The sequence below is a fragment of the Herbiconiux sp. 320_LB genome (assembly GCF_059691755.1).
The window spans coordinates 71,387-96,444 of the sequence record NZ_JCAWAD010000006.1 but is presented as its reverse complement, the minus strand read 5'-3'; the positions used below and the strand labels follow the sequence as shown (position 1 = coordinate 96,444).

Genomic DNA, 25,058 nt, shown 5'->3' with positions numbered 1-25,058 from the left:
CACCCGGCCGATGATCACGATTCAAACCGGGAAGTTGACGACGCTCGAAACCGTGTCGTATGGTGTGACCACTCTCAGTAAAACGATTCAACATCCCTCAAAGCAGAGGCAAGGTCTAGGTCAATGTCGATCCCACCACCGGGCTCAGATTCACCCGCACTCGAGCTCCGCGAGGTCGCCAAGTCGTTCGGAGCCGTCGTGGCTCTGAGTTCCGGCTCACTGGCTCTCCGAAAGAACTCGATCCACGCCCTCGTCGGCGAGAACGGCGCCGGCAAGTCCACGCTGGTCAAGATCATCGCCGGTCTCTACCAGCGCGACTCCGGCGACCTCCTGCTCGAGGGCGCGAGCGTCGACTTCCGCTCGACCGCCGAGTCCAAGGGCGCCGGCATCGCCGTGATCTACCAGGAGCCGACCCTCTTCCCCGACCTGTCGGTCACCGAGAACATCTTCATGGGCCGTCAGCCCACCAACCGCTTCGGCCGCATCGACCGCAAGGCGATGAAGGCCGAGGCGATCGGCCTCTTCGCCCGCCTCGGCGTGCGGATCGATCCCGACCGCCCCGCCGAGGGCCTCTCGATCGCCGACCAGCAGATCATCGAGATCGCCAAGGCCATCTCGCTCGACGCGAAGGTGCTCGTGATGGACGAGCCGACCGCCGCCCTCTCCGGCGTCGAGGTCGACCGCCTGTTCGCCGTCGCCCGCAGCCTCCGCGACGAGGGCCGCGCGCTCCTGTTCATCTCGCACCGCTTCGACGAGGTCTTCGACCTCTGCGACACCATCACCGTCATGCGCGACGGGGCCTACATCTCGACCGACCCGACCACCGACGTCACGGTCGACGAGATCGTGCGCCGGATGGTCGGCCGCGACGTGACCGAGCTGTTCCCCAAGCAGGAGACCACGATCGGCCCGACCGTGCTCGAGGTGCGCGGGCTCACCCAGCCCGGCCTCTTCCACGACATCAGCTTCGACCTGCACTCGGGTGAGATCCTCGGCCTCGCCGGGCTGGTCGGCGCCGGCCGCAGCGAGGTCGTCCGCGCCGTCTTCGGCGTCGACCGCTACCAGTCCGGCAGCGTCACGATCAAAGGCCGCCCGGTGCCGCCGAACAGCCCGACCGCCGCGATGAACCTCGGGATCGCGCTCGTTCCCGAAGACCGCCGCAAGCAGGGCCTCGTGCTGGAGTCGTCGGTCGCTCGCAACACCACGATGGCGATCCGCCGGCAGCTCTCGAAGCTCGGCCTGCTCACCAGCGGAGCCGAGAACGGTGCCGCCCGCATCTGGGACAGCCGGCTCGAGGTGAAGACCAACGCGCTCGACACCGAGGCCGGCACCCTCTCCGGCGGCAACCAGCAGAAGGTCGTCCTCGCCAAGTGGCTCGCCACGAACCCCACCGTGCTGATCATCGACGAGCCGACCCGCGGCATCGACGTCGGCACCAAGAGCGAGGTGCACCGCCTCCTCTCCGAGCTCGCCGGGCAGGGCATGGCCATCCTGATGATCTCGTCCGAACTGCCCGAGGTGCTCGGCATGGCCGACCGCGTGCTCGTCATGCGCGAGGGCCGCATCACCGCAGAGATCCCCCGCGAGGACGCCACCGCCGAGTCGGTCATGTTCGCCGCCACCCACGCCGAGGAGCACGTCTCGTGAGCACCGCAACACTGACCCCCCGAAATCAGGATGCGCCCGGCCAGTCCTCGCCGTTCGTGCGCGGTCTCGGCCACTTCTTCAAAGCGCGCGAGACCGGCATCCTGATCGCCGTCCTCCTGGTCATCGTCGTGACGACGGTGAAGAACCCGAGCTTCGTGTTCTCCTCGGACGGCTGGCGCGACCTGCTGCTGACCCCGTCCATCCTGGTGCTGGTCGCCGTCGGTCAGGCGATCGTCATCATCACCAAGAGCGTCGACCTCTCGGTCGGCTCGGTGCTGGGGCTCACCGCCTACCTGACCGGCCGGCTGTTCATCGACATCCCCGGCATCCCGATGATCGTGGTCTTCCTCGCCGGCATCGTCTTCGGCGGGCTGCTCGGGCTGATCAACGGAGCCCTGGTCGCCTTCGCGAAGGTGCCCGCCATGGTGATCACCCTCGGAACCCTCTACGCCTACCGGGGCATCAACGTGGTCTGGGCCGGCAGCGACCGCATCAACGCCTCCGACATGCCGAAGGACTTCCTGGCACTCGGGACGGGGCAGTTCCTCTCGATCCCGCTGCTGACGATCATCGCGCTCGTCGTGCTGGTCGCCGCCGCCTGGTACATGAAGAACACCCGCGGGGGCCGCGAGTTCTACGCCATCGGTTCGGATCCCGCCGCCGCCGGTCTCTACGGCCTGCGGGTCGTGCGTCGCCTGCTGATCGCGTTCGTCGCATCCGGCGCCCTCGCGGGCCTGGCCGGCGTGCTCTACGCCGCCCGCTACGGCACCGTCAACTCCCAGGCCGGCACCGGCTGGGAACTGGATGCGGTGGGTGCGGCCGTGATCGGTGGCGTCGCCATCGTCGGCGGCTCGGGAACGGTCTGGGGCGCGGCGATCGGTGCGGTGCTGCTGCTCACCATCAACCGCGCGCTCCCCATCATCGGGGTGCCGGACTTCTGGCAGCGCGCGGTGGTCGGCGCCCTGATCATCGGCGCCATCGTGCTCGACCGCGTGCTCGCGCTCCGACAATCCCGCAAGCTCCTCGAGTCGAGGGAGGAAACGAAATGACCACCGCGACCGCGAACCACCCGAACCCCCAGGCGACCCCCGCGAGGGCCGCCCGCGTCTACAAGGACTACGGGCAGCCCCTCTGGCGCCGCATCCTCCTCACCCGGGAGACCGCGATCATCGGTCTGCTCGTGCTGGTCGTCGTCGTCTCGCTGATCACCGTCAAGGGCTTCAGTCAGCCGGTCACGCTCGGCTACCTGCTGCTGGACATCATGCCGATCCTCCTGATCGCGCTGCCGATGACCCTCGTCATGATCACCGGCGAGATCGACCTGAGCGTCGCCAGCGTGGTCGGGCTCTCCAGCGCCACGCTCGGCCTGCTCAACCAGGCCGGCGTCGACATCGGCGTCGCGGCGATCATCTGCCTCGTCGTCGGCGCGCTCGGCGGAGCGCTGAACGGCTTCCTCGTCACGGTCGTCGGGCTGCCCTCGCTCGCCGTCACGATCGGCACGCTCGCCCTCTACCGCGGGCTCGCGGTGGGCCTGCTGGGCACCACCGCCGTGACCGACTGGCCCAAGTTCTGGACCGACCTGGCCAAGGCCAAGATCGGCGGCACCACCATCCCGGTGGTCGTCATCCTCTTCCTCGTGCTCGCGATCGTCTTCGCGGTGCTGCTGCACTTCACGCCGTTCGGCCGCGGGATCTACGCGATCGGGCTCAGCTCGGAGGCGGCCTCCTTCTCGGGCGTGCACGTCAACCGCACCAAGTTCATCCTCTTCGTGCTGACCGGCACGGTGTCGGCGCTGGCCGGCATCTACTACACCCTGCGCTTCGGGAGCGCCCGCGGCGACAACGCGACCGGGCTCGAGCTGCAGGTCATCGCGGCGGTCGTGCTCGGCGGGGTGTCGGTGTTCGGCGGGCGCGGGGCGCTGCACGGGGTGATCGCGGGTGTGCTGCTGATCGGGGTGCTCTCCAGCGCCCTCCGCCTGGTCAACGTCACCTCCGACGTCATCAACATCATCACAGGTGTCCTCCTCGTCCTCTCGGTCGTGGCGGCGAGCTTCCTGGCCTGGGTCCGCAAGAAGCGGATCGGGCCCGGCGGCAAGAAACACGGGGGAACCATCGCGGCCAAGGCGTGATTCCCTCCCTCGTCGATGCAATCACATCGGCATCAAACCCATCGAAAGGAAGAACAACGATGTTGTTTCACAACCTCGGTAAGGGCAAAGCGGCCCGCGCCGGCGCGGTCGCTGCCCTCGCAGTGAGCATCGCCCTCGTGGCCACCGGATGCGCCTCCGACAGCACGGGCGGCGGGTCCACCGACGCGGCCGGCGGCGACACCGGCAACCTCGCCATCACCTTCATTCCGAAGAACCTCGGAAACCCCTACTTCGACACCTCCGACAAGGGCGGCAAGAAGGCCATCGATTCCTTCAGCGGCACCTTCCAGGAGGTCGGCCCGGCCGAGGCCAGCCCCGACGCCCAGGTCTCCTACATCAACACCGCGACCACGCAGGGCGTCGGCGGACTCGTCATCTCGGCGAACGACCCGACTGCGATCTGCGACGCGCTCAACGAGGCCCGTGGTGCCGGGATCAAGGTCGTCACCTTCGACTCCGACACCGACCCCGAGTGCCGCGACCTGTTCATCAACCAGGCCGACGCCGAGGGCATCGCCAAGGTGCAGATCGACCAGATCGCCGAGCAGATCGGTGACGCGGGCGAGGTCGCGATCCTCTCGGCCTCCGCCAACGCGACCAACCAGAACGACTGGATCGAGAAGATGAAGGCGTACGCCGCCACGGCGTTCCCGAACATCACGATCGTCGACACCGTCTACGGCGACGACGACGACCAGACCTCGTTCGACAAGACCGCCGCCCTGCTGCAGTCGCACCCGAACCTGAAGGGCATCATCTCGCCCACCACGGTCGGCATCGCCGCTGCGGCGCGCTACCTGCAGACCTCGGAGTACAAGGGCAAGGTCGCACTGACCGGCCTCGGCACCCCGAACCAGATGCGCGACTACGTCAACGACGGAACCGTCACCTCGTTCGCCCTGTGGAACCCCGAAGACCTCGGCTACCTCGCGGCCTTCGCGGACAAGGCGCTGATCGAGGGCACGATCACCGGAGCCGAGGGCGACACCTTCGACGCCGGCGACCTCGGTTCGTTCACCGTCGGAGCCGACCAGACCGTCCTGCTGGGCGACCCGTTCGTGTTCGACAAGTCCAACATCGCGGACTTCGACTTCTAAGCCGTCCCGCCCGGGGCCGGTCGGCGACGGCCGGCCCCGGGCATCCGCCCCCCTTCTCAGAGAGTCAGATCATGCAGCGCGTGTGCTTCCAATTGCAGGTCAAGCCGGAACGGATCCCGGAGTACACCGAGCGGCACGCGGCGATCTGGCCCGACATGGCGCAGGCGCTGAAGGAGACCGGGTGGAACAACTACTCCCTGTTCCTCCGGCCCGACGGCCTGCTGATCGGCTACTTCGAGACCGAGTCGCTCGAAGCGGCCCAGGCGGGGATGGCGGCCACCGAGGTCAACGCGCGATGGCAGGCCGAGATGGCGGAGTTCTTCGTCGACCTGGAGGGGGCTCCCGACACGGGATTCCTCCAGCTGGTCGAAGTCTTCCATCTCGAAGACCAACTGGCCTGAGAGAGCCGCTTCACCCGTCGGCGCTCGGTTCCACCGCGATGCCGGCCCGTTTCCACACGACGTTTCCACACGACGTTTCCACACGAAAGAGAATTCCCATGGTGCAGTTCAGTGACATCGCTTCTGAGCTCGAGCGTCAAGCGATCGAGCTCCCGTCTTGGGCCTTCGGCAACTCCGGTACCCGCTTCAAGGTCTTCGGCACGCCCGGAACCCCGCGCACGCCCGAGGAGAAGATCGCGGATGCGGCGCAGGTCAACCGCTACACCGGCCTGGCCCCGAAGGTGGCGATCCACATCCCGTGGGACAAGGTCTCGGACTACGCGGCCCTCCGCTCGTACGCGAACGACCTGGGCGTGGACATCGGAACGGTGAACTCCAACACCTTCCAGGACGACGACTACAAGTTCGGTTCGCTGACCTCCTCCGACACGGCGATCCGTCGCAAGGCGATCGACCACCACCTCGAGTGCATCGAGATCATGAACGAGACCGGGTCGCAGGACCTCAAGATCTGGCTGGCCGACGGCACCAACTACCCCGGGCAGGGCGACATCCGCTCGCGGCAGGACTGGCTGGCCGAGTCGTTGCAGGAGATCTACGCCGCGCTGAGCGAGTCGCAGCGGCTGGTGCTGGAGTACAAGTTCTTCGAGCCGGCGTTCTATCACACCGATGTTCCGGACTGGGGGACCTCGTACGCCCACGTCTCGGCCCTGGGCGACCGGGCGTTCACCTGCCTCGACACCGGGCACCACGCGCCGGGGACCAACATCGAGTTCATCGTCGCCCAGCTGCTGCGTCTCGGGAAGCTCGGCTCGTTCGACTTCAACTCGCGCTTCTACGCCGACGACGACCTGATCGTGGGGTCGGCCGACCCGTTCCAGCTGTTCCGCATCCTGTTCGAGGTCGTGCGCGGCGGCGGGTACGACGTCGACTCGCCGGTCGCGTTCATGCTCGACCAGTGCCACAACGTCGAGGACAAGATCGTCGGCCAGATGCGCTCGGTGCTCAACGTGCAGGAGATGACCGCGCGGGCGCTGCTCGTGGACCGGTCTGCGCTGCTGGCGGCCCAGAACGAGAACGACGTGCTCGGCGCGAACGGGATCCTGATGGATGCGTTCTACACGGACGTGCGCCCGATGCTCGCCTCCTGGCGTGAGTCCCGCGGTCTCGCGGGTGACCCGATCGCGGCCTTCAAGGCGTCGGGGTACCAGGAGAAGATCGTGGCCGAGCGCGTCGGTGGCGCGCAGGCCAGCTGGGGGGCGTAGCCCGCCGCTGCCGCTGCCGCTGTCGCTGCCGCTGGCGCTGGCGCTGGCGCTGAGGCGCCTACACAACTTGCGGTCCGGGAGTCCCTGGTGGTGGGGACTCCCGGGCCGCAACTCATCTCCCGCTAGGGGCGGCGCTGCTTGCGCCAGGGGCGGAGGATGAACAGGGCCGTCAGCCCGAGGCCCACGGCGAGCCCGCCCGAGGCGAGCAGCCCGAACGTCGAATGCCCCTCGACGCCGGTGCTCGCCAGCTGACCCGAGCGTGACCCGCCTGACGCCGACCCCCCGGAGCCCCGGCCGACCCCGCTCGCAGAGCCGTTCCCGCTCGAACCGTTGCCCGCCGGCGCCGGGCTCGGTGCAGGGCTCGACGTCGGGACCGGTGTCGGCGTGTGTGTCGGGCTCGGCGTCGGTGTCGGGCTGGGCGTCGGCACAGCCGGCGCGATCACCATCGCGTACTCGACGCTGTTCGTGCCCGAGCTGTTCGTCGCGCCGATCGTGAACTCCACGCGCCCCTCCGTCGTCGGCGTCCCCGAGATGGCCCCGGTCGCCGCATCCAGTGCCAGCCCCGCGGGCAGACTCCCGTGGGTCACCGCGAACCGAGGTGCGGGGCTCCCGCTCGCCGTCACCCGGAACGCCGGATACGCCGTCCCGACCGTTCCGGCGGGAGGAGGCCCCGACGTGATCACCGGTGCGACGGGCGGCCCGTCGAGCACATCGATCGTGAGCGTCGTGGTCCCCGTCGTCGCCATCCCGTTCGAGGCCGAGAACGACACGCTGTAGCTGCCCGCCACGGTGGGCGTGCCCTCCAGGATTCCGGTGACGGGGTCGAAGGTGATTCCCGGAGGAAGCGTGCCACTTACGACGGAGTAGGTCATGACTCCGGGGTTGCCGACGGCGAGGACCTGCGTGCCCCAATGGGACCCCGTCTGCGCCTGCCAGGACGTCGGCGTCACGAACATCGGGCTCACCCGGGTGGCGAAGAGGTCGATGCGACCTCCCGTTCTCGACGACGTCGTGGCCACGACCCGGTGCGTCGAGGGGTCGACGCTCACCGCGCCGACAGGTGAGCCGACGAGTGAGGTCGAGCCTTCGTCGCCCAGGCCGGCCAACTGGAACGGCAAGACCTTGCCCGACTCGGTCGTCACGTACACGAGGAGAAGGCTGTCGTCGGTGGCGATGGACGTCACCCGGGAGTCGAGCGCCCCGGTGGCGCCGGCGGGGTTAAGTAGGACGTCGTACCCGGCGACCGTCCACACCTCCTCCGTGCCCGACGTCGACCTCAGCCCGGCCAGAACACGGCCGCCGCCGAGCGCGATGACTGCCGGGATGCCAGGCGTCACGACCGGAGCCAAGGGCATCCGTCGGGCGATCGGAGTGATGGTCGACCCCGTGGAGCTCGACACGAAGGCGCGGTGGAAGCTCGAGTCCACCACGACCTGGTCCGGGACGTCGTCCATCGGAACGAGGGTCACTCCGCCGAGGGCCAGATCCATGATGCTCACGTCACTGGACCCGGCGTTGGCGACATAGGCCAGGTTCTCGCCGGAATCCACGGCGATCGAGCGCCCCCCGGAACCCCCGGTGGGACGGGTCGTGAGAACGGTACCGACCGTGGGCGACGTCGGGTCGCCGTCGATCGTCACCACCTCGTCATCGCCGCCGTCGAGCACCAGGACCTGATGGGTGAAGGTGTTGAGTGCGAGATCCTTCGAGCCGCGCCCGAGCGTCAGATCGATGCGCGCCAGGGGCGCGAGCGAGGTGCCACTGATGTCGTAGACCAGCACGTCGTCCGTCAGCCCCTCGAGCACGTACCCGCGCCGCGCGTCGGGGTCGATCACCATGCTCCTCAGTTGCACGGCGGAGGGCGGCTGAACGCTGTCGAGCGGCGAGAGGACGATCTCGCGGAGCTCCCGCGCCGATGCCGGCGAAGCGACTCCGACCGCAGCCAGGACGCTGATCAGGCCCGCCACAGCGATGGTCGGGGCGATGTGATGACGAATGCTCACTCTCATGTCGTGAGGTTAGCTCATGAAGCACGAACGCGCCAGAGTTCCCCGACGCCTGTGGAAAACCGTGCGTTATCCCCCACCTCTCCCCGGAAACACCGCCGCAACACGCCCGCAGTAGGCTCGCCCCATGGTTGACCTGTTCGACGGGTACGGCGCCACGCTCCTGCCCCGATCCCGCCGCGGCGGCGCATCTCCGTGGGATGAGATGTTCCCCGAACCCAAGTCGCAAGACCCGGTCGAGGCCCGCGCCGCCTACCGCGACATCTACAACGCCCTGGCGAAGATGACCCAGGAGGAGCTCCGCGGCCGCACCGACGCCCTTGCCAGCTCGTACCTCGCCCAGGGCGTCACGTTCGACTTCGCGGGCGAGGAGCGCCCCTTCCCGCTCGACGCTGTTCCCCGGGTGATCGCGCAGAGCGAGTGGGTCGACGTCGAGGGTGGCATCAAGCAGCGCGTCCGCGCGCTCGAGGCCTTCCTCTCCGACATCTACGGCTCCCAGGCCGCTGTGCGCGACGGGGTGATCCCCGCGGCACTGATCAGCTCCTCGAACCACTTCCACCGCGAGGCCGCCGGCATCGTCTCGCCGAACAACGTGCGCATCCAGGTCTCGGGCATCGACCTGATCCGCGACGAGAAGGGCGCCTGGCGGGTGCTCGAAGACAACGTGCGGGTGCCCAGCGGGGTGTCCTACGTCATCTCCAACCGCCGAGTCATGGCGCAGACGCTGCCCGAGCTGTTCGTCAGTATGCGCGTGCGACCGGTGGGCGACTACCCGAACAAGCTCCTGCAGGCGTTGCGCGCATCCGCCCCCGCCGGGGTCGACGACCCCACGGTGGTCGTGCTCACGCCCGGCGTCTACAACTCCGCCTACTTCGAGCACACCCTCCTCGCGCGCCTGATGGGCGTCGAGCTGGTCGAGGGCCGCGACCTGTTCTGCTCCGGCGGCAAGGTGTGGATGCGCACGACCGCCGGCCCCACCCGCGTCGACGTGATCTATCGCCGGGTCGACGACGAGTTCATCGATCCGCTGCAGTTCCGGGCCGACTCGATGCTCGGCAGCCCCGGCCTCCTGATGGCCGCGCGCCTCGGCAACGTCACGATCGCCAACGCCGTCGGCAACGGGGTCGCCGACGACAAGCTCGTCTACACGTACATGCCCGCCCTCATCGAGTACTACCTGGGCGAGAAGGCGATCATCCCGAACGTCGACACCTGGCGGCTCGAAGACCCGGGAGCCCTCGAGGAGGTGCTCGACCGCCTCGATGAGCTGGTGGTCAAGCCCGTCGACGGTTCCGGCGGCAAGGGGCTCGTCGTCGGCCCGGATGCGTCGCCCAAGGAGCTCGAGACCCTCCGCAGCCGCCTGATCGCCGACCCGCGGGGGTGGATCGCGCAGCCCGTCGTGCAGCTGTCCACCATCCCCACCCTGGTCGAAGACGGCATGCGCCCCCGTCACGCCGACCTCCGCCCCTTCGCGGTCAACGACGGCTCCGACGTCTGGGTGCTGCCCGGCGGCCTCACCCGCGTCGCGCTTCCCGAGGGGCAGCTGGTGGTCAACAGCTCGCAGGGCGGCGGTTCGAAGGACACCTGGGTCGTGGGGCTCGATCCGCTCTCCTCCTCCAGCGACGGCCACAACATCCAGGGCTTGGTGGCCGAGCAGGCCGCCAACACGCAGGCGATCGCGATCATCGGGCACGTGCCCGATCACTCGCCCGAGGATGCGCCGCGCAACGACCAGTCGCAGCAGCAGCAGCAGTCGCAGCAGGAGGTGCTCTAGTCATGGCCATGCTCTCCCGCATCGCGGAATCCCTGTTCTGGATCGGGCGCTACATCGAGCGCTCCGACGGCACGGCCCGCATCCTCGACGTGCACCTCCAGCTCCTGCTGGAGGATCCGTGGATCGAGGAGAACCTCGCCTGCCGCTCCCTGCTCAGCGTCATGGGCAGCGACGTGCCCGACGACAACCGCTCGCTGACCCGGGCCGACGTGCTGGCGATGCTCGCGGTCGACCGCACGCATCCGGCATCCATCGCCTACTCGCTCGGTGCCGCCCGCGAGAACGCCCGGCGGGCCCGCGAGATCGTGTCGACCGAGCTCTGGGAGTGCCTCAACACGACGAGGGCCAGGATGCCGCGGCGCATCGCCGCGGAGAAGACCCACGAGTTCTTCGGCTGGGTGCGCGACCGGTCGGCACTCGCCGTCGGCATCATGGACTCCTCGGCCTCCCGCGACGAGGCCTGGCACTTCTTCACCCTCGGCCGCTCGATCGAGCGCGCCGACATGACCGCGCGGCTGCTCGCCACCCGTTCGCTCACCGAGGCCTCGGGGCCGTCGTGGACGACGATCCTCCGGTCGTGCGGCGCCTACGAGGCCTATCTCCGCACCTACCGAGGAGTGCCGTCGGCGCGCAACGCGGCCGAGTTCCTCTTGCTCGACAGGCTGTTCCCGCGCTCGATCATCTACTCCGTCGTGCGCGCCGAGCAGTGCCTGAGCGACCTGGGCCCCCGCAGCAACCGGGTCGGCGTCACCGACGACGCCCAGCGACTGCTCGGCCGCATCCGCTCGCAGCTGGAGTACCGGCCGATCACCGACATCCTCCAGGAGCTGCCGCGATACATGGACAGCGTGCAGGATGCGACGAGCGCGGCCTCCGAAGCGGTGCGGCAACGCTACTTCCCGACCAACACCGCACCGAGCTGGATCGGAGAGAGCGCATGAACCGGTTGCGCATCCGGCACATCACCGGCTACCGCTACGAGGGCGAGGTGCAGGCTTCTTATAACGAGGCGCGGATGCTGCCGGTCAGCTCCGAGGGGCAGTTCGTGCTGCACTCGGCGCTGGAGATCTCGCCCGTCTCCTCGAGCCATCACTACGTCGACTACTGGGGCACCCGCGTCTCCTCGTTCGAGGTGCTGACCCCGCACCGCGAGCTGTCGCTGACGGCGACCTCGCTGGTCGAGGTGCGCAACCGGGCCCACGCCCCGCATCCGGCCGACTGGGAGCTCTTGGCGAATCAGGCGCAGGCTTCGACGACCTACGTGGAGCAGACGAAGCAGACCCGCCTCACCGAGCCGACCCCCGACCTGGTCGTGCTGGCCGAGGAGATCGCCTCCCGGCACGCGAGCCCGTGCGACGCGGCGCTCGCGATCTGCACCGAGATCGGCCGGCAGGTGGAGTACGTGCAGGGCGTCACCGGGGTGCAGTCGACGGCCCGCGAGGCCTGGCTCGACAAGCGCGGTGTCTGTCAGGACATCACGCACATCGCGATCGGCGCCCTCCGCTCGGTGGGTATTCCGGCGCGGTACGTGTCGGGCTACCTGCATCCGAAACCGGATGCGGCGATCGGCGAGACGGTCACCGGCGAGTCCCATGCGTGGGTCGAGTGGTTCTGCGGCGACTGGCGTGGCTTCGACCCCACCAACCTGATCGACATCGGCGACCGGCACGTCACCGTCGGTCGCGGTCGCGACTACAACGACGTCGCGCCGCTCCGCGGGGTCTACGCGGGCCCCTTCGGTTCGTCGCTCTTCGTGAAGGTCGAGATCACCCGCGAGTCCTGACCCAGGGCCCCCGACAGCCCAGGCGTCCCGACGGCCCTGAGGGGCCAGGCCACCCAGCCGCCCCCGACCGCCCCAGAAGGCCCTCGACCCGTCACTTCCTGCCGCTACGGGCACGCCTTAGCGACCACAACTGACGGATCGAGGGCCTTCGCCGTCCTTCGCGAGCCTTCCGGAAGCGGTCGTGGGAGAATCCGCGTATGCCTCACGAGCCCGGTGCCCCCCGCCCCGACGGAGCCCACTTCACCGACACCTTCGTCGACGACTTCGGCGTCGAGATCACCTTCTACGGCTGGACGGTCGAGCGCCCGCGCGGAGTCGTCCAGATCAGTCACGGTCTCGGTGAGCACGCCCAGCGGTACGCGACGGTGGCCGCCGAGCTGAACGCCGCCGGTTACGCGGTCTACGCCGCCGACCAGCGCGGCCACGGCGCGACCGGCCTCGCCCAGCACGGCGGCGACCGCGCGCTGCTCGGCCGTCTCGGCCGCGGCGGACTCCGCGCGACCGTCGACGACATCCGCCAGCTCGGCATCCGCATCGCGCGCGAGCATCCGGATGTCCCGCTCGTCCTCCTCGGGCACAGCTGGGGTTCCCTGATGGTCCAGAAGATCGTGAACTCCCCGGCGCTCGCGCACTACGCGGCCGTGGTCCTCTCGGGCACGGCCTACCGGATGCCCGGCTCGATGGACGCCGGCGACCTCACCCGCAACCACCGCCCCGCCCCCGACGTCGACGCCTCCACGCCGAAAAAGGGTCGCGTGAAGCCCGGCACCGGCTTCGAGTGGCTCTCGCGCGACCCCGAGGCGCAGCGCCGAGCATCGACCGACCCGCTGATGTTCCCGGCCGAGGTCCTCAAGCTCTTCGGGCCCCTCGACGGCCTCCGCCTCTACGGTCGCCCTGGTCGCCGGCTCGCGTTCGACGTGCCGATCCTGATCCTCGTCGGTGCCGACGACACCCTAGGTGGCACCCGCAGTGCCGAGCGCCTCCGCGACGCGTACCTCACCCGCTCCCGCCTCACCGACGTCGAGCTGCACGTCTACCCCGAGGCCCGCCACGAGGTCCTGAACGAGTCCAACCGAGCCGAGGTAGTAGCCGACCTCCTCACCTGGCTCACCCGAGTCCTCCCCGAGGCCGAAGCCCCAACCGCTTGAGCGGAGGCGCTAACCCGCCCGCAGGTACCCCTGCAGCTGACTGACGACGGCATCGGAAACCGTGTTCGGCCCCCCAAGCACGATGATCTTCACGGGGTTGAGGCGACGCAGCTCGGTAGCAACGGCCGCGGGTATGTCGGCCTTGGTCACGAGCAGAAGCGGCCCTCTCGATGCGATCGCGGCGGCCGCCCCGGACAGTGCGTCCGGGAAGACCTCGCCGGACACGACGAATACCGTTCGGGTACTGGCCGGGAACGTCGCTTGCGAAAGAGCCGCGGAGCCGGAATAACGGTCCGCTCCCGACGTTCGAGTCGTGGGCGCAAGCATCGTGAGCTGTGAGACGACTGCGTCGGAGATGGAACCGGTGCCGCCGACCACGACTATGCGGCGAGGCTGCAGCCTCTGGATCTCGGCCGCAATCACTCCCGGCACGCCATCTCGCTGAGTGAGCAACACCGGTCCCTGGTCGCGTCCCGCCGCGGGACCGGCCGCGAGTGCATCGGGGAAGTTCTCGCCCGATGCGACGAAGACCGTTTCCGCGCCACCGGCGAAAGCCAACTGGGAGATGGCGGCAGCAGTCCCGAAGCGGTCAGCGCCCTGCGTTCGGTTCACCGGGATTCCCGGAAGGGCGGCTTGAACCGAGCCGATCACGTTGTCGGCAACCGTTGATGGTCCCCCCACCACGACGATCGCGCGTGGACTGAGCCGCTCGAGTTCGCTGAGGACCACGGCTGAGATCTGGTCACGGTTGGTGAGGAGAACTGGCCCGCCAGCGCGACCTGCGGCGGCCGAGGCTGCCAGAGCGTCGGGGTAGCTTTCGCCCGACGCGATGTATGCCACACCATGAGAGGCAGCGGGGAAGATTCGCGCTGAGGTCGCGGCCGAGACGTCGAACCGACTGGCGCCACCGACGCGAACGACCTCCCCCGGATCGGCGATGTTCCTGATGTAGGCCAGATTGGAACGCGTCGTAGGGCTGGGGACGAGGTTGGTCCCACCAGAGATGAAGGCGACATGAGACCCGTCTGCGGAAAGTGCAGTCTCGAAGACCGTCCCATCGCCGGGCTCGCTCGAAGAATTCCCCTCGGAGCTGACCGACACCATTGATGTCGTGGTCGTCGTCATATCGCGCACGTAGGTATCCGAGTAAACCGAGTTTCGGATGACGGGGTCGATGCCGTTAGCGCGTGATGAGAACGCGACCCGGTCGCCGGCTCGGGAGGTCGAAGGGTTCCAACCCTCGGTCGGGTTGCCGTCGGCATCCACGCTCACGATCTGCGTCACACCGGTGTCGAGGTCTCGCAAGTAGACGCGATACGTGCTCGAGTCGACCGTGATGCCGGGCAGTATGTTTGTCGCGTTCGAGGAGAAGCTCAAGGAGTGACCATCGCCCGACAGGCTCACGGCGATACTCGAACCGTCCGCGCCGCCCGTCCCGGCCGCATCTACGCTCTCCAGGCGCGTCATCCCGGCGGCGACATCGCGGACGTATACCTGCGATCGCCGAGACGTCGCGGTGGTTGTCAAGACCGAGTCAGAAAGGAAAGCCACGACATTGCCATCGTCAGATATGGACGGTGCGATCGCCGAGCTTGAGCCGCCGGATGGGCTCGCTGCTGTTGCGTCGACGCTCACCATCTGCGTTTGACCGGTACCGAAGTCGTGCACATAGATCTGAGCCACCCCGTTCGTGTTCTCGGGCGTGAGATTCGTGGCGTGACTTTCGAAAGCGACCTTGCTTCCGTCGGCGGAAAGGGAGACCTTACCGACCTCCCCGTTCGCTGGAACGGGCGTGGGGCCGTTAGTCACGCTGGCCAGGCGGAGGCTGCCGGTCTCACGATTCCAGAGGACCGCCTGGGCCCCGGTCGAACCAGGAAGACCGAGGTTCGTGGCACTCGACGTGAAGGCGACGAACCGGCCGTCCGCCGAGACCGACGGAGTGAGGGAGTTGTCAGTGCCCGCCACCCCCGCGAGACTGCTGACCATCGTCGTCGTCCCGGCGACCGTGTCTCGAAGGTAGACCTGGAACGGGAATCCCGTGCTGATGCTGGTGAGATTGGTCGCCTTCGACGCGAACGCGACGTAGCGGCCGTCCGCCGAGGTCGATACGCCGCGGACCGGGTAGTCGGCTGCGACGCCCGAGCTTGAGATGCTGACGAGCTGGGTCTGCTGCGGTGACGGGCCGGCCGCCGATGCGGGCGTCAGCGCAGCGACGCACGGGGCGAGTGCCGTTGCCGCGGCGAGGCCGACGGCGAGAAGACGGGTGCGGACACGCATGGGAAGCTCCGATTGAGAACGAGTCGCCCTCAACGGGTTAAGAGGGTCAGACCGCGAACCTACCCACGATCCACCCCACTCCCGCGTGAGTACTTTCTACTCAGCGCGAGCAAGAGGGCCTCAGTCCATCCCTACGAAGCTCTCCGGCTCGTCGAACTCCGAGACGATCGTCGGCATCGACGCCGTGATGACCGAGCCGTCGGCCCGCACGGTGCCCTCGATGTCCGAGGTGGTCGGCGCGCCCTCGATGATGGGCCGGTCGTCGGCCAGGGCCACCGTGACGGGCGCACCGAGCGAGACGGCCACGGAGGCGCCGCGCACCCACACCGTCACCGGCGACCCCTCGAGGATCGTGAAGGTCATCCGGTCCGAGCGCAGATCGACCTGGATCAGCGCACCGTGGATCGTGACGTGGAAGACCAGCGAGGTCCATTCATCCGGCAACCGCGGGTCGAAGGTGAATTTGCCGAGGTAGTCGCGCATCCCGCCGAAGCCGAATGCGAGCGCGCTCCAGACGCCACCGGTCGAGGCCACGTGGATGCCGTCGGCGGTGTTGTTGTGCAGGTCGCCGAGGTCGACGAACAGCGCGGCCCGGAAGTAGCCGAGCGCGAGCTCGCGGTAGCCGACCTCGGCCGCGATGATCGACTGCGTCGACGCCGAGAGGGTCGAATCGCCGGTGGTCAGCGCGTCGTAGTACTCGAAGTCGGCGCGCTTCTCCTCGGTCGTGAACTCGTCGCCCTGCAGCAGCAGCGCGAGCACGACGTCGGCCTGCTTGATCACCTGGAAGCGGTAGATCACCAGCGGGTGGAAGTGCAGCAGCAGCGGCCGCTTGGAGTCGGGCGTGTTCTCGAGGTCCCACAGCTCCTTCTCGAGGAACTGCGCGTCCTGCGGGTGGATGCCGAGGTCGGCGTCGAAGAGGATGTGCATGGCCTCGGCCGCGGCCGACCACTCCTCGATCTCGTCCTGGTTCAGGTCGAGGCGCTTGATCATCGAGGCGTAGGCGGCGGGGTCGACCTGCTGCATCTTGCGGGTCTGGCGCACGGCCGCGCGCAGGTTGGCGCGGGCCATCACGTTGGTGAACAGGTTGTCGTTGACCACGGTCGTGTACTCGTCCGGCCCGGTCACGCCGTGGATGTGGAAGGTCTGCACGCCGGTGGTGCCGCGGCCCCGCCAGAACCCGAGGTCGGCCCACATCCGCGCGGTCTCGACCAGGATGTCGATGGCCCCGCGGTAGAGGAAGTCGTCATCGCCGGTGGCCGCGACGTACTGCGAAAGCGCGTGGGAGATGTCGGCGTCGATGTGGTACTGCGCCGTGCCGGCCGCGTAGTAGGCCGAGGACTCCAGGCCGTTGATCGTGCGCCACGGGAACAGGGCGCCGCGCTGGTTGAGCTCGACCGCGCGGTCGCGGGCCGCATCCAGCATCCCCTGCCGGAAGCGCAGGGCGTTCCGGGCCACGTGCGGCGAGGTGTAGGTGAGGAAGGGGAGCACGTAGATCTCGGTGTCCCAGAAGTAGTGCCCGCCGTAGCCCGAGCCAGAGACGCCCTTGGCCGCGATGCCGCCGCCGTCGGTGCGGGCGGTCGACTGGGCGAGCTGGAAGATGTTCCAGCGCACGGCCTGCTGCACGTCGGGGTGGCCCTCGATCACGACGTCCGAGCGCCGCCAGAAGTCGTCGAGCCACTTGCGCTGGCGGTCGAAGACCTCCTCGATCGGCGCCTCGCCGATGCGGTCGAGCGTGCGGTTGCAGCGGTCGGCGAGCTCGGACGTGGGCACGGTGGAGGACGTGTGGTACGCGATCGTCTTGATCAGACGGATGCGGCGGCCGGCCCGCGCGCGCACCCGGTAGACCTGCTTGGCGATGTCGTCGTCGATCTGCGACGTCTCGTCCCACTCGTTCTCGGTCTCGAGCCGGTGCTCGGCGGCACAGGCGATGGTCATCCCCGAGTTCGCGGTGCGGTAGCCCAGGATGAAGCGGCCGTCGTGCACCGTCTTCACCCGCGGCAGCAGCACGCGGTCGCTGAAGCCGGACGCCTTCCGCGGGTCGGCGATCGCCCCGCCACCCACCGGGGAGGCCACGAACTCGTCGACGCGGTCCTGCCGGTTGAGGATCTGGCTCGAGATGAGCAGCGAGGCGTCGGCGTCGAGCATCGTCACCTCGTAGTCGATCACAGCGAGGTGCCGGTCGGTGAACGACACCAGGCGGCGCGACCGGATGAGGACCCGCTTGCCTGACGAGGTGCGCCACTCCACGACCCGCTCGAGCACGCCGGCCCGGAAGTCGAGGGTGCGGGCGTACTCGCTCATGTCCGCATCCGCGATCACGAAGGGCTCGTCGTCGACGTAGAGGCGGATGACGCGGGCGTCGGGCGCGTTGACGATCGTCTGGCCGACGCGCGCGAAGCCGTAGGCCTCCTCGGCGTGCCGGATCTGCCAGGTGTCGTGGAAGCCGTTGATGAAGGTGCCCTCGGCGTGGGCCTTGTGCCCCTCCTCGAAGTTGCCGCGGAGCCCCAGATAGCCGTTGCCGACCGCGAACAGCGTCTCGGTTCGCCCCTGCGTGGAGGTGTGGAACTCGGCCTCGGTCAGCGCCCACTCGTCGAGCGGGAACTGCGAGCGGTCGAGCGGGTCGGCGGCGATCGGGTTCATCGGGATCCTTCTCGGATGACAGGTGTGACGGGTCGATCGATGCTAGCGGAGCGTCAGCGCAGGAACGGCACCAACTCGTCCAGGTCGTCGACCACGACGTCCGCGCCGGAGTCGAGCAGCTCCTGCGCCCCGACGCCCCGGTCGACCCCGACCACGAGGCCGAACTCGCCGTCGCGGCCGGCCCGCACGCCCGAGTGCGCATCCTCGATCACGACGCACTCCGAGGGCGTGAGCCCGAGCAGCTCGGCGGCGCGCTGGTAGGTCGCGGGCGAGGGCTTGCCCTGCAGGCCCTCGGCGGCCGAGCGCAGGCCGTCGACGATCACGGTGAACCGGTCGCGGATGCCGGCGGCCGCGAGCACGGGCTCGGCGTTGCGCGAGCTGGAGACGACCGCGACCTCGTAGCCGGAGCCGATGGCGGCGGCGAGGAACTCGAGCGAGCCCGGGTAGGCGGCGATGCCGTCCTCGGCCAATTCGGCGGCGAAGGCGTCGTTCTTGCGGTTGCCGAGCGCCCAGACCGTGCTCTCGCCCGCGGGGTCGTCCGCCTCGCCCTCGGGCAGCGACAGGCCGCGTGAGGCGAGCACCGAACGCACCCCGTCGACGCGCGGTTTGCCGTCGATGTGGAGGTAGTAGTCGTCCTCGGTGTAGGGCGCGGCGCCGTGGGCGGCGAAGTAGTCGGTGAACAGCCGGGCCCAGGCGCGCATGTGCACGTCGACGGTCGGAGTGAGCACTCCGTCGAGGTCGAACAGGATCGCCTTGGCGGTCGCCAGGCGGCTGGAGTCTCGAACGACGGTATCGGTCATGAGTCCACGTTAAGGGGTGGGCGTGAACACCGTGTTATCGCAGCGTTTCCAGTGGCGCACATGACTACGCTGGACGGATGCACGGTGAATACAAGGTCCCCGGTGGCAAGCTGGTCGTCGTCGACCTCGACGACGTCGACGGACACATCCGAAACTTCCGTCTGGCCGGGGATTTCTTTCTCGAGCCGGATGACGCGCTCCCGCTGATCGACGCGGCCGTCGAGGGCCTGCCGAGCGACAGCGACGCGGCGGCGATCGCGGCCGCGGTGCGCGCCGCACTGCCCGAGGGCGCTCAGCTGCTCGGCTTCTCTCCCGAGGCGGTGGCGGTCGCGGTGCGACGGTCGCTGGCGCGGGCGACGAGTTGGGATGCGTACGAGTGGCAGCTCATCCACTCCGGCTCGGAGTCGCCGCAGATGCAGCTGGCCCTCGACGAGGTGCTGGCCGTGGAGGTGGGGGAGGGGCGTCGCGCCCCGACGCTGCGCATCTGGGAGTGGGAGCAGCCCGCGGTCGTGATCGGCAGCTTCCAGTCGGTGAAGAACGAGGTCGACCTCGAGAACGCGGCCGCGAACGGCTTCGAGGTGGTCCGTCGCATCTCGGGCGGCGGCGCGATGTTCATGGATGCGAACTCGGTCGTCACCTACTCGATCTACGCGCCCGCCGCGCTGGTGCAGGGCATGACCTTCGCCGACTCCTACGCCTACCTCGACGAGTGGGTGATCACGGCGCTGAAGTCGCTCGGCATCGACGCGTTCTACCAGCCGCTCAACGACATCTCCTCGGCCAAGGGCAAGATCGGCGGGGCGGCGCAGAAGCGTCTCGGCAACGGCGCCGTGATGCACCACGCGACCCTCAGCTACGACATGGACGGCGAGAAGATGACGCAGGTGCTGCGCATCGGCCGCGAGAAGATGAGCGACAAGGGCACGAAGTCGGCCGCCAAGCGCGTCGACCCGCTCCGCAGCCAGACCGGCCTCTCGCGCGCCGAGATCATCGACCGCCTGATCGAGACCTTCACCCGCCTGTATGGCGCCACCCCATCCGAGATCACCCCCGCCGAGCGGGAGAAAGCCGAGGAACTCGTGCGCACGAAGTTCGCGACCCCCGAGTGGATCGGGCGCGTCCCGTGAGCGCCGAGCTGCCCGTCTTCACCGTCGCCGACCTGGTGGAGGTGCCGTCGTTCGACGTCGTCTCCTTCACGTCCGACGACGCCTACGACCTCGGGATGATCGCGGGCGACCTGATCCGCAGCCGTGGCCTCGACCTCGCGGTCGACATCGTGCTCGGCGGGTACCTGGTGTTCCGGGCGCGCTTCGGCACGACCGGCCCGGGCAACGACCCGTGGCTGGCCGGCAAGGCGGCCGTGGTCGAGCGCTTCCTCGAGCCCTCGCTGCTGGTGCGCCGCCGCCACGAGGAGGCGGGGACCCCGTTCGCCGAGCTCGACGACCCCTCGATCGATCACGACCTGATGAAGGCGCACGGCGGGTCGATCCCGATCTTCATCCGGGGCGAGTTCGCGGGCACGATCACCACCTCGGGCGAGCCCGACGTGATCGACCACCAGACCTCGGCCGACGCCCTCGCCGGCTTCCTGGCCGCGCACGACGAGCAGTCCCTGGCCTAGCCGGGGTCGGCCGCCCCGCGGCCGGCTTCAGCGGGCGCGGAGGTCGGTCAGGAGGGCGGGCCAGAGCTCCGGGGCGACCGGGTACGGGGTCGAGAACGAGAGGCGCTGCACGAGACCGCTGTAGCGGTCGGCGAGCTGGGCCGCGACCTCGGCCGGGGTGCCGACCGCGGCGAACTCGGCGAGCACGTCGTCCGTGATCAGGGTGGTCATCGCATCCCACTCGCCCTTCACCGAGAGCGCGTGCAGTTCGGCGTGCAGGCCGTCCCAGCCGTGCAGCTCCAGCACTCCTTTGTAGGCGGGCGTCGAGCCGTAGAAGGCGATCTGCTTGCGGATGGCCGCGATCGCGACGTCGAGCTCCGCATCCGTCGTGCCGAGGGCGACCAGCGCGGGCAGGCTGACCTCGACGGGCGACGCCGCATGGGCCGCCGCGCCAGCGACGCCAGCCTCGGTGCCGGTGCCGGTGCCGACACCGGTCCCGCTGCCGGCCTCGACGGCCGAGGCCGCGCGGGCCCGCTCCCGGCCCCGCGCGAGCGCCGGCAGGCTCACCTCGCGCAGGTACCGCGCCGTGGTGAAGCTGTGGGCGAGGAAGCCGTCGGCCACCTCTCCCGCCGACTCGGTCATCAGCGTGCCGACCGCGGCGAGCGTGATGCGGGGGTTCCCGCACGGGTTCGGCCCCGGGCTGAACATCGGCGACATCAGCGTGTGCCCGTAGAACTCGCCGCGGAAGTCCAGGCGCTCCCCGGTCTCCCAGCTCGCCCAGATGGCCCGCAGCGCCTCGACGTACTCGCGCATCCGCTTCGCCGGCTGCCCCCACGGCATCGAGAAGCGCCGCTCGATGTGCGGCTTCACCTGCGACCCCAGCCCGAGCACGAACCGCCCGCCCGACACGAGCTGCAGGTCGTTGGCGAGCACCGCCGTGGTCATCGGGTTGCGGGCGAAGGCCACGGCGATCGCCGACGACACGCGGATGCGGCGGGTCGCGCGCGCCGCCAGCGCGAGCGCCACGAAGGGGTCGTGCCGCGTCTCGGTCATCAGGATCCCGTCGAACCCCGTCGCCTCGGCCTGCACCGCGCCGGCCTCCAGCTCGAGCGGGCCGACCGCGAGGTCACCCCCGGCATCGACCGCGAACGCGGCGGTGCCGGTGGCAGCGGTGGTGGATGCGGTGGGCCGGCCGGACGCGGTGGGCTGGCCGGATGCGGTGGTCTCGTCGTCGAGCATGACCTCATGCAAGCACAGCGGTACCGATCGTCCCGCTTCGCCTGTCGGTGATCGACAACACCGACCGAGGAGGGGCCGGAGATCATGGCACCGCGCCGACAACGGCATTCGACCCGCCCTCCGCTCGGCCGGGCTCACACCCGCCGCCCGCTCCGCCGGGCTCAGCCGCGCAGTCGCTCGCGGAGCGTCGTCTCCAACCGGTCGAGCTCGCTCACGGCCTGGTCATAGCGGCTCACGTGCTCATCCACCTCGACAGCCGGGAGCTCTCCCGCGTCGGCCTCGAGGTTGGTGCGAGCACCGACGATCGCCGCACGGAGGGCCGCCGTGGCCACGAGGGCGTCCGGGAGCAGGAACGGCGCGGCCCTGTCCGCCGCGTCGACCAGGTCGTGCCGGGCGTCGAGTGCCAGGTCGCCGATCGTCTCGGAGGACTCCGCGGCCCGCACGCCGGCGACCCGGACGGCCTCATCGTGCGCCGGCCCGGCCGGAACGTGGAACGCGGCTCCGTAGTCGCGCGAGCGTGCCGCGTCGACATCGGCGAGCTGGAGGGCCTTCGCCCGCCGATCATCGGCCCGAACCGCCAGCCCCTCGAGGTCGATGTCCGCGGCATGCGAGTACCGCGCCACCATCGCGGTCAATGCGCAGGCGACCCCGAGCATCACCGCGGCGGCCGCGCCCCCGCCCGGATCGCCGACCGGACGCGCCAGTCGGCGCATCCACTCGGTCACCGTCGAGTCGCCGGTCTCGACGCGTGCGACGCCGTCGCCCGTCCCGCCGTCGCCCGTCCCGCCGTCAGTCATCTGCGCTCACCCCCGGTCGACGAGCTCCTGGTAGTCGGGGTGCACGTCGATGAAGTGTGCCACGAACGAGCACTTCGGCACCACGGTCAGCGCGCTTCCGGTGCGCACGTCGTCGAGGGCGAACTCGACGAGCCGGCCGGCGAGGCCGCCCTGCCGCCGGGCCGGGTCGACCTCGGTGCGGGTGAAGATGATCCGCGTGCCCTCGACGCGGTAGTCGGTGAAACCCGCGACCTGGTCGTCGAGGGTGATCGTGTAGCGGTTCTGCCGTGGTTCGTTGCGGATCATGGTGCTCATCGCCTCGCACGATACGCCCGCCATCTTGGAACTGCCAGAATTGCACAATGCCCGTCGACCATCCGCCCCTCGCCGCCTTCGGTGACGACGCCCGGGGTGAGGGGCTGGTCTACCACGCCGACAACCTGACCGTGCTGCCGTCGTTCCCCGACGCATCCTTCACCGTCATCTACCTCGACCCGCCCTTCAACACCGGCCGATCGCAGGGCCGCCGCCCGACCACGTCGACCAGGCTGCCCGAGGATGCCGACCCCGCCGACCGCCGCCCGGGCCGGGTGACGGGGTTCAAGGGGCGCCAGTACGACCGCATCAAGGGCGACCTGCTGAGCTACGACGACCGCTTCGACGACTACTGGGAGTTCCTCGAACCCCGGATCGTGGAGGCCTGGCGGCTGCTCGCCGACGACGGCACGCTGTACCTGCACCTCGACTACCGCGAGGCGCACTACGCGAAGGTGCTGCTGGATGCGCTGTTCGGTCGCGACAGCTTCCTGAACGAGATCATCTGGGCCTACGACTACGGTGCGAAGTCGAAGAACCGCTGGCCCACGAAGCACGACACGATCCTGGTCTACGTGAAGGATCCGAAGAAGTACCACTTCGACTCCGAGACGGTCGATCGTGAGCCCTACATGGCCCCCGGCCTCGTGACCGCCGAGCGTGCCGCGCGGGGCAAGCTGCCGACGGATGTCTGGTGGCACACGATCGTGTCGCCGACCGGCCGCGAGAAGACCGGGTATCCGACGCAGAAGCCCGAGGGCATCCTGCGCCGGATCGTGCAGGCCTCGAGCCGCACGGGCGACTGGGTGCTCGACTTCTTCGCCGGCAGCGGAACAACCGGGGCGGTGGCCGCGGCCCTGGGCCGCAACTACGTGCTCGTCGACCAGAACCCCGAGGCGATCGAGGTCATCCGCGCGCGCCTCCCCGCCGCCCGCTTCCTCTGACCCGCCCCCGCTCGCCCTCGCTCGACCCCCCCGACTGTCCGCGACCCGTCACTTGTTGTCGCCATCCGGGCGCGATAGTGACAACGACTGACGGGTCGCGGACAGTCGGGGGGGTCAGGCGGAGGCGCGCCGGATGAGGCGGGTCGGGATGAGGGTGCGCCGAGGCGGGTCGTCCCCCGCGATCCGCCGCACCAGCACCTCAGCCATCGCCGCCCCGAGCTCGGCGGCCGGCTGGTGGATCGTGGTCAGCGCGGGGGTGAAGCTCGCCGCGAAGGAGTCGTCGTCGAAGCCGACCACGGCCACCTGATCCGGCACCGCGATCCCGCGCGCCTGCAGCACCTGGATCGCCCCCGCCGCCATCTGGTCGTTCGCCACGAACACGGCGTCGAGCGGCAGCGACCCGGATGCGCCCGCCCCCGATACGCCAGCCCCGGATGCGCCAGATGCTCCAGATGCGCCCGCCTCGGATGCACGCCCCAGCAGCCGCTCCATCGCCTGCGCCCCCGAGGCCTGCGAGAAGTCGCCGAACTCCACCGGCGCCGTCGCCGCGTCCAGCCCCCCGGCCGTGAGCGCCTGCCGCCACCCGTCGAGCCGGTCGACACCGGCCGGCATGTCCTGCCGCCCGGCGATCATCGCGATCCGCCGCCGGCCGATCCCGACCAGGTGCTCGGTCGCGGTGCGCGCGCTCGCGACGTTGTCGACGTCGACGTGGTACGAGGCGGCCAGTTCGGGGTTGAGCGGCCGGCCACCGTAGACGATCGGCAGTTGGTCGCCGAGTCCGACGTAGGAGTGGTCGTCGACGTGGTGCGAGACGACGAGCGCGCCGTCGACGTTGCCACCGAGGAGGTAGCGCCGCGTCTTCTCGGGCCGCGACTCGGACGCGATCAGGAGGTTGAGCGTGTACTCGGTGTCGGCCAGGGTCCGTGCGACGCCGCGCACGACCGGCGCGAAGAACGGGTCGGCGAAGACGGTCGAGGTGGATTCGGGCACGATCAGCGCGATCACGTCGGTGCGCCGGCTCGCGAGCGAGCGGGCCATCCGGTTCGGCACGTAGTCGAGGTCGGCGATGGCGGCGTTGACCGCCTCGACGATCTCCGGCGTCACCGAGGTCGACCCGTTGACGACCCGGGAGACCGTGGCACGGGAGACCCCCGCCGCCGCGGCCACCATCTCGAGGGTCGGGGTGCGCCCCGCCGG

The 25,058-nt window shown here is 69.4% G+C and carries 21 protein-coding genes; 13 read left to right on the top strand and 8 right to left on the bottom strand.

Translation table 11 applies throughout. The features are described from left to right. Nucleotides 1–123 precede the first annotated feature (123 nt). The 6 genes from AC59HU_RS15790 (at nucleotide 124) to rhaI (ending at nucleotide 6,559) form a co-directional block, all read left to right on the top strand. Nucleotides 124–1,647 (top strand): sugar ABC transporter ATP-binding protein, encoded by a 1,524-nt coding sequence (locus tag AC59HU_RS15790; protein WP_497224376.1) that lies wholly within the window; start codon nucleotides 124–126, stop codon nucleotides 1,645–1,647. Between the two features lie 56 nt (nucleotides 1,648–1,703). After that, nucleotides 1,704–2,696: an ABC transporter permease gene (locus AC59HU_RS15785; RefSeq protein ID WP_497224575.1), complete on the top strand. Its 993-nt coding sequence runs from the start codon at nucleotides 1,704–1,706 to the stop codon at nucleotides 2,694–2,696. Then, on the top strand, nucleotides 2,693–3,775 hold the full coding sequence (locus tag AC59HU_RS15780) for an ABC transporter permease (RefSeq protein ID WP_497224375.1): 1,083 nt from the start codon (nucleotides 2,693–2,695) through the stop codon (nucleotides 3,773–3,775). Before AC59HU_RS15785 ends, AC59HU_RS15780 begins: the two co-directional genes overlap by 4 nt. 59 nt (nucleotides 3,776–3,834) lie before the next feature. Continuing rightward, entirely contained in the window at nucleotides 3,835–4,893 is a 1,059-nt protein-coding gene (rhaS, locus tag AC59HU_RS15775; protein WP_497224374.1) for a rhamnose ABC transporter substrate-binding protein, read from the top strand. A gap of 71 nt (nucleotides 4,894–4,964) precedes the next feature. Further along, nucleotides 4,965–5,294 carry an L-rhamnose mutarotase gene (locus AC59HU_RS15770; RefSeq protein ID WP_497224373.1) on the top strand — a complete coding sequence of 110 codons (330 nt, stop codon included), beginning with the start codon at nucleotides 4,965–4,967 and terminating at the stop codon, nucleotides 5,292–5,294. A 98-nt stretch (nucleotides 5,295–5,392) separates the two neighbouring features. Continuing rightward, the gene (gene rhaI, locus AC59HU_RS15765) at nucleotides 5,393–6,559 is read left to right on the top strand and encodes an L-rhamnose isomerase (RefSeq protein ID WP_497224372.1); all 1,167 of its coding nucleotides are present in this window, start codon (nucleotides 5,393–5,395) and stop codon (nucleotides 6,557–6,559) included. Between the two features lie 122 nt (nucleotides 6,560–6,681). On the opposite strand, the gene AC59HU_RS15760 is transcribed toward rhaI, so the two are convergent. After that, a complete protein-coding gene (locus AC59HU_RS15760; RefSeq protein WP_497224371.1) occupies nucleotides 6,682–8,568 on the bottom strand; it encodes a putative Ig domain-containing protein in 1,887 nt (628 codons plus the stop codon). Nucleotides 8,569–8,692: 124 nt separating this feature from the next. On the opposite strand from AC59HU_RS15760, the gene AC59HU_RS15755 reads away from it, so the two are divergent. The 4 genes from AC59HU_RS15755 (at nucleotide 8,693) to AC59HU_RS15740 (ending at nucleotide 13,270) form a co-directional block, all read left to right on the top strand. Beyond that, nucleotides 8,693–10,339, top strand: coding sequence for a circularly permuted type 2 ATP-grasp protein (locus AC59HU_RS15755; RefSeq protein ID WP_497224370.1), 1,647 nt, complete (start codon nucleotides 8,693–8,695; stop codon nucleotides 10,337–10,339). A gap of 8 nt (nucleotides 10,340–10,347) precedes the next feature. After that, nucleotides 10,348–11,280, top strand: coding sequence for an alpha-E domain-containing protein (locus AC59HU_RS15750; protein ID WP_497224574.1), 933 nt, complete (start codon nucleotides 10,348–10,350; stop codon nucleotides 11,278–11,280). Continuing rightward, nucleotides 11,277–12,122, top strand: a complete 846-nt coding sequence (locus tag AC59HU_RS15745; protein ID WP_497224369.1) for a transglutaminase family protein — start codon at nucleotides 11,277–11,279, stop codon at nucleotides 12,120–12,122. The genes AC59HU_RS15750 and AC59HU_RS15745 overlap by 4 nt, the downstream gene beginning before the upstream one ends. A 197-nt stretch (nucleotides 12,123–12,319) precedes the next feature. Continuing rightward, nucleotides 12,320–13,270, top strand: coding sequence for an alpha/beta fold hydrolase (locus AC59HU_RS15740; RefSeq protein ID WP_497224368.1), 951 nt, complete (start codon nucleotides 12,320–12,322; stop codon nucleotides 13,268–13,270). A gap of 9 nt (nucleotides 13,271–13,279) precedes the next feature. Here AC59HU_RS15740 and AC59HU_RS15735 read toward each other — a convergent pair whose 3' ends face one another. The 3 genes from AC59HU_RS15735 to AC59HU_RS15725 all read right to left on the bottom strand — a co-directional run bounded on the left by AC59HU_RS15735 (nucleotide 13,280) and on the right by AC59HU_RS15725 (nucleotide 18,987). Next, a complete protein-coding gene (locus tag AC59HU_RS15735; RefSeq protein ID WP_497224367.1) occupies nucleotides 13,280–15,547 on the bottom strand; it encodes a cell wall-binding repeat-containing protein in 2,268 nt (755 codons plus the stop codon). Nucleotides 15,548–15,667: 120 nt separating this feature from the next. Further along, nucleotides 15,668–18,187: a glycoside hydrolase family 65 protein gene (locus AC59HU_RS15730; protein ID WP_497224366.1), complete on the bottom strand. Its 2,520-nt coding sequence runs from the start codon at nucleotides 18,185–18,187 to the stop codon at nucleotides 15,668–15,670. 53 nt (nucleotides 18,188–18,240) lie between these two features. Beyond that, nucleotides 18,241–18,987: an HAD family hydrolase gene (locus AC59HU_RS15725; protein ID WP_497224365.1), complete on the bottom strand. Its 747-nt coding sequence runs from the start codon at nucleotides 18,985–18,987 to the stop codon at nucleotides 18,241–18,243. Between the two features lie 77 nt (nucleotides 18,988–19,064). Between AC59HU_RS15725 and lplAB the strand changes: the two genes are divergently transcribed. Both lplAB and AC59HU_RS15715 read left to right on the top strand, forming a co-directional pair. Next, nucleotides 19,065–20,114 carry a lipoate-protein ligase LplAB gene (lplAB, locus tag AC59HU_RS15720; protein WP_497224364.1) on the top strand — a complete coding sequence of 350 codons (1,050 nt, stop codon included), beginning with the start codon at nucleotides 19,065–19,067 and terminating at the stop codon, nucleotides 20,112–20,114. Next, nucleotides 20,111–20,608 carry a heme-binding protein gene (locus tag AC59HU_RS15715; protein WP_497224363.1) on the top strand — a complete coding sequence of 166 codons (498 nt, stop codon included), beginning with the start codon at nucleotides 20,111–20,113 and terminating at the stop codon, nucleotides 20,606–20,608. The genes lplAB and AC59HU_RS15715 overlap by 4 nt, the downstream gene beginning before the upstream one ends. A gap of 27 nt (nucleotides 20,609–20,635) precedes the next feature. Here AC59HU_RS15715 and AC59HU_RS15710 read toward each other — a convergent pair whose 3' ends face one another. The 3 genes from AC59HU_RS15710 to AC59HU_RS15700 form a co-directional block, all read right to left on the bottom strand. Then, nucleotides 20,636–21,826 (bottom strand): TIGR03617 family F420-dependent LLM class oxidoreductase, encoded by a 1,191-nt coding sequence (locus AC59HU_RS15710; protein WP_497224362.1) that lies wholly within the window; start codon nucleotides 21,824–21,826, stop codon nucleotides 20,636–20,638. A gap of 161 nt (nucleotides 21,827–21,987) precedes the next feature. After that, entirely contained in the window at nucleotides 21,988–22,623 is a 636-nt protein-coding gene (locus tag AC59HU_RS15705) for a cyclodeaminase/cyclohydrolase family protein (protein ID WP_497224361.1), read from the bottom strand. Nucleotides 22,624–22,629: 6 nt separating this feature from the next. Beyond that, on the bottom strand, nucleotides 22,630–22,917 hold the full coding sequence (locus tag AC59HU_RS15700; protein WP_497224360.1) for a GNAT family N-acetyltransferase: 288 nt from the start codon (nucleotides 22,915–22,917) through the stop codon (nucleotides 22,630–22,632). A gap of 47 nt (nucleotides 22,918–22,964) precedes the next feature. Here AC59HU_RS15700 and AC59HU_RS15695 point away from each other — a divergent pair, with 47 nt between their 5' ends. Further along, entirely contained in the window at nucleotides 22,965–23,861 is an 897-nt protein-coding gene (locus tag AC59HU_RS15695) for a DNA-methyltransferase (RefSeq protein WP_497224359.1), read from the top strand. A 114-nt stretch (nucleotides 23,862–23,975) separates the two neighbouring features. On the opposite strand, the gene AC59HU_RS15690 is transcribed toward AC59HU_RS15695, so the two are convergent. Further along, entirely contained in the window at nucleotides 23,976–25,031 is a 1,056-nt protein-coding gene (locus AC59HU_RS15690; protein ID WP_497224573.1) for a LacI family DNA-binding transcriptional regulator, read from the bottom strand. Nucleotides 25,032–25,058: the final 27 nt, after the last annotated feature.

What these genes read in the sequence shown, in the direction of transcription:
- AC59HU_RS15790 (WP_497224376.1), top strand. Translation starts at nt 124, where the DNA reads ATGTCGATCCCACCACCGGGCTCAGATTCACCCGCACTCGAGCTCCGC.
- AC59HU_RS15780 (WP_497224375.1), top strand. Translation starts at nt 2,693, where the DNA reads ATGACCACCGCGACCGCGAACCACCCGAACCCCCAGGCGACCCCCGCG.
- rhaS (WP_497224374.1), top strand. Translation starts at nt 3,835, where the DNA reads ATGTTGTTTCACAACCTCGGTAAGGGCAAAGCGGCCCGCGCCGGCGCG.
- AC59HU_RS15770 (WP_497224373.1), top strand. Translation starts at nt 4,965, where the DNA reads ATGCAGCGCGTGTGCTTCCAATTGCAGGTCAAGCCGGAACGGATCCCG.
- rhaI (WP_497224372.1), top strand. Translation starts at nt 5,393, where the DNA reads ATGGTGCAGTTCAGTGACATCGCTTCTGAGCTCGAGCGTCAAGCGATC.
- AC59HU_RS15760 (WP_497224371.1), bottom strand. Translation starts at nt 8,568, where the DNA reads ATGAGAGTGAGCATTCGTCATCACATCGCCCCGACCATCGCTGTGGCG.
- AC59HU_RS15755 (WP_497224370.1), top strand. Translation starts at nt 8,693, where the DNA reads ATGGTTGACCTGTTCGACGGGTACGGCGCCACGCTCCTGCCCCGATCC.
- AC59HU_RS15750 (WP_497224574.1), top strand. Translation starts at nt 10,348, where the DNA reads ATGCTCTCCCGCATCGCGGAATCCCTGTTCTGGATCGGGCGCTACATC.
- AC59HU_RS15745 (WP_497224369.1), top strand. Translation starts at nt 11,277, where the DNA reads ATGAACCGGTTGCGCATCCGGCACATCACCGGCTACCGCTACGAGGGC.
- AC59HU_RS15740 (WP_497224368.1), top strand. Translation starts at nt 12,320, where the DNA reads ATGCCTCACGAGCCCGGTGCCCCCCGCCCCGACGGAGCCCACTTCACC.
- AC59HU_RS15735 (WP_497224367.1), bottom strand. Translation starts at nt 15,547, where the DNA reads ATGCGTGTCCGCACCCGTCTTCTCGCCGTCGGCCTCGCCGCGGCAACG.
- AC59HU_RS15730 (WP_497224366.1), bottom strand. Translation starts at nt 18,187, where the DNA reads ATGAACCCGATCGCCGCCGACCCGCTCGACCGCTCGCAGTTCCCGCTC.
- AC59HU_RS15725 (WP_497224365.1), bottom strand. Translation starts at nt 18,987, where the DNA reads ATGACCGATACCGTCGTTCGAGACTCCAGCCGCCTGGCGACCGCCAAG.
- lplAB (WP_497224364.1), top strand. Translation starts at nt 19,065, where the DNA reads ATGCACGGTGAATACAAGGTCCCCGGTGGCAAGCTGGTCGTCGTCGAC.
- AC59HU_RS15710 (WP_497224362.1), bottom strand. Translation starts at nt 21,826, where the DNA reads ATGCTCGACGACGAGACCACCGCATCCGGCCAGCCCACCGCGTCCGGC.
- AC59HU_RS15705 (WP_497224361.1), bottom strand. Translation starts at nt 22,623, where the DNA reads ATGACTGACGGCGGGACGGGCGACGGCGGGACGGGCGACGGCGTCGCA.
- AC59HU_RS15700 (WP_497224360.1), bottom strand. Translation starts at nt 22,917, where the DNA reads ATGAGCACCATGATCCGCAACGAACCACGGCAGAACCGCTACACGATC.
- AC59HU_RS15695 (WP_497224359.1), top strand. Translation starts at nt 22,965, where the DNA reads ATGCCCGTCGACCATCCGCCCCTCGCCGCCTTCGGTGACGACGCCCGG.
- AC59HU_RS15690 (WP_497224573.1), bottom strand. Translation starts at nt 25,031, where the DNA reads ATGGTGGCCGCGGCGGCGGGGGTCTCCCGTGCCACGGTCTCCCGGGTC.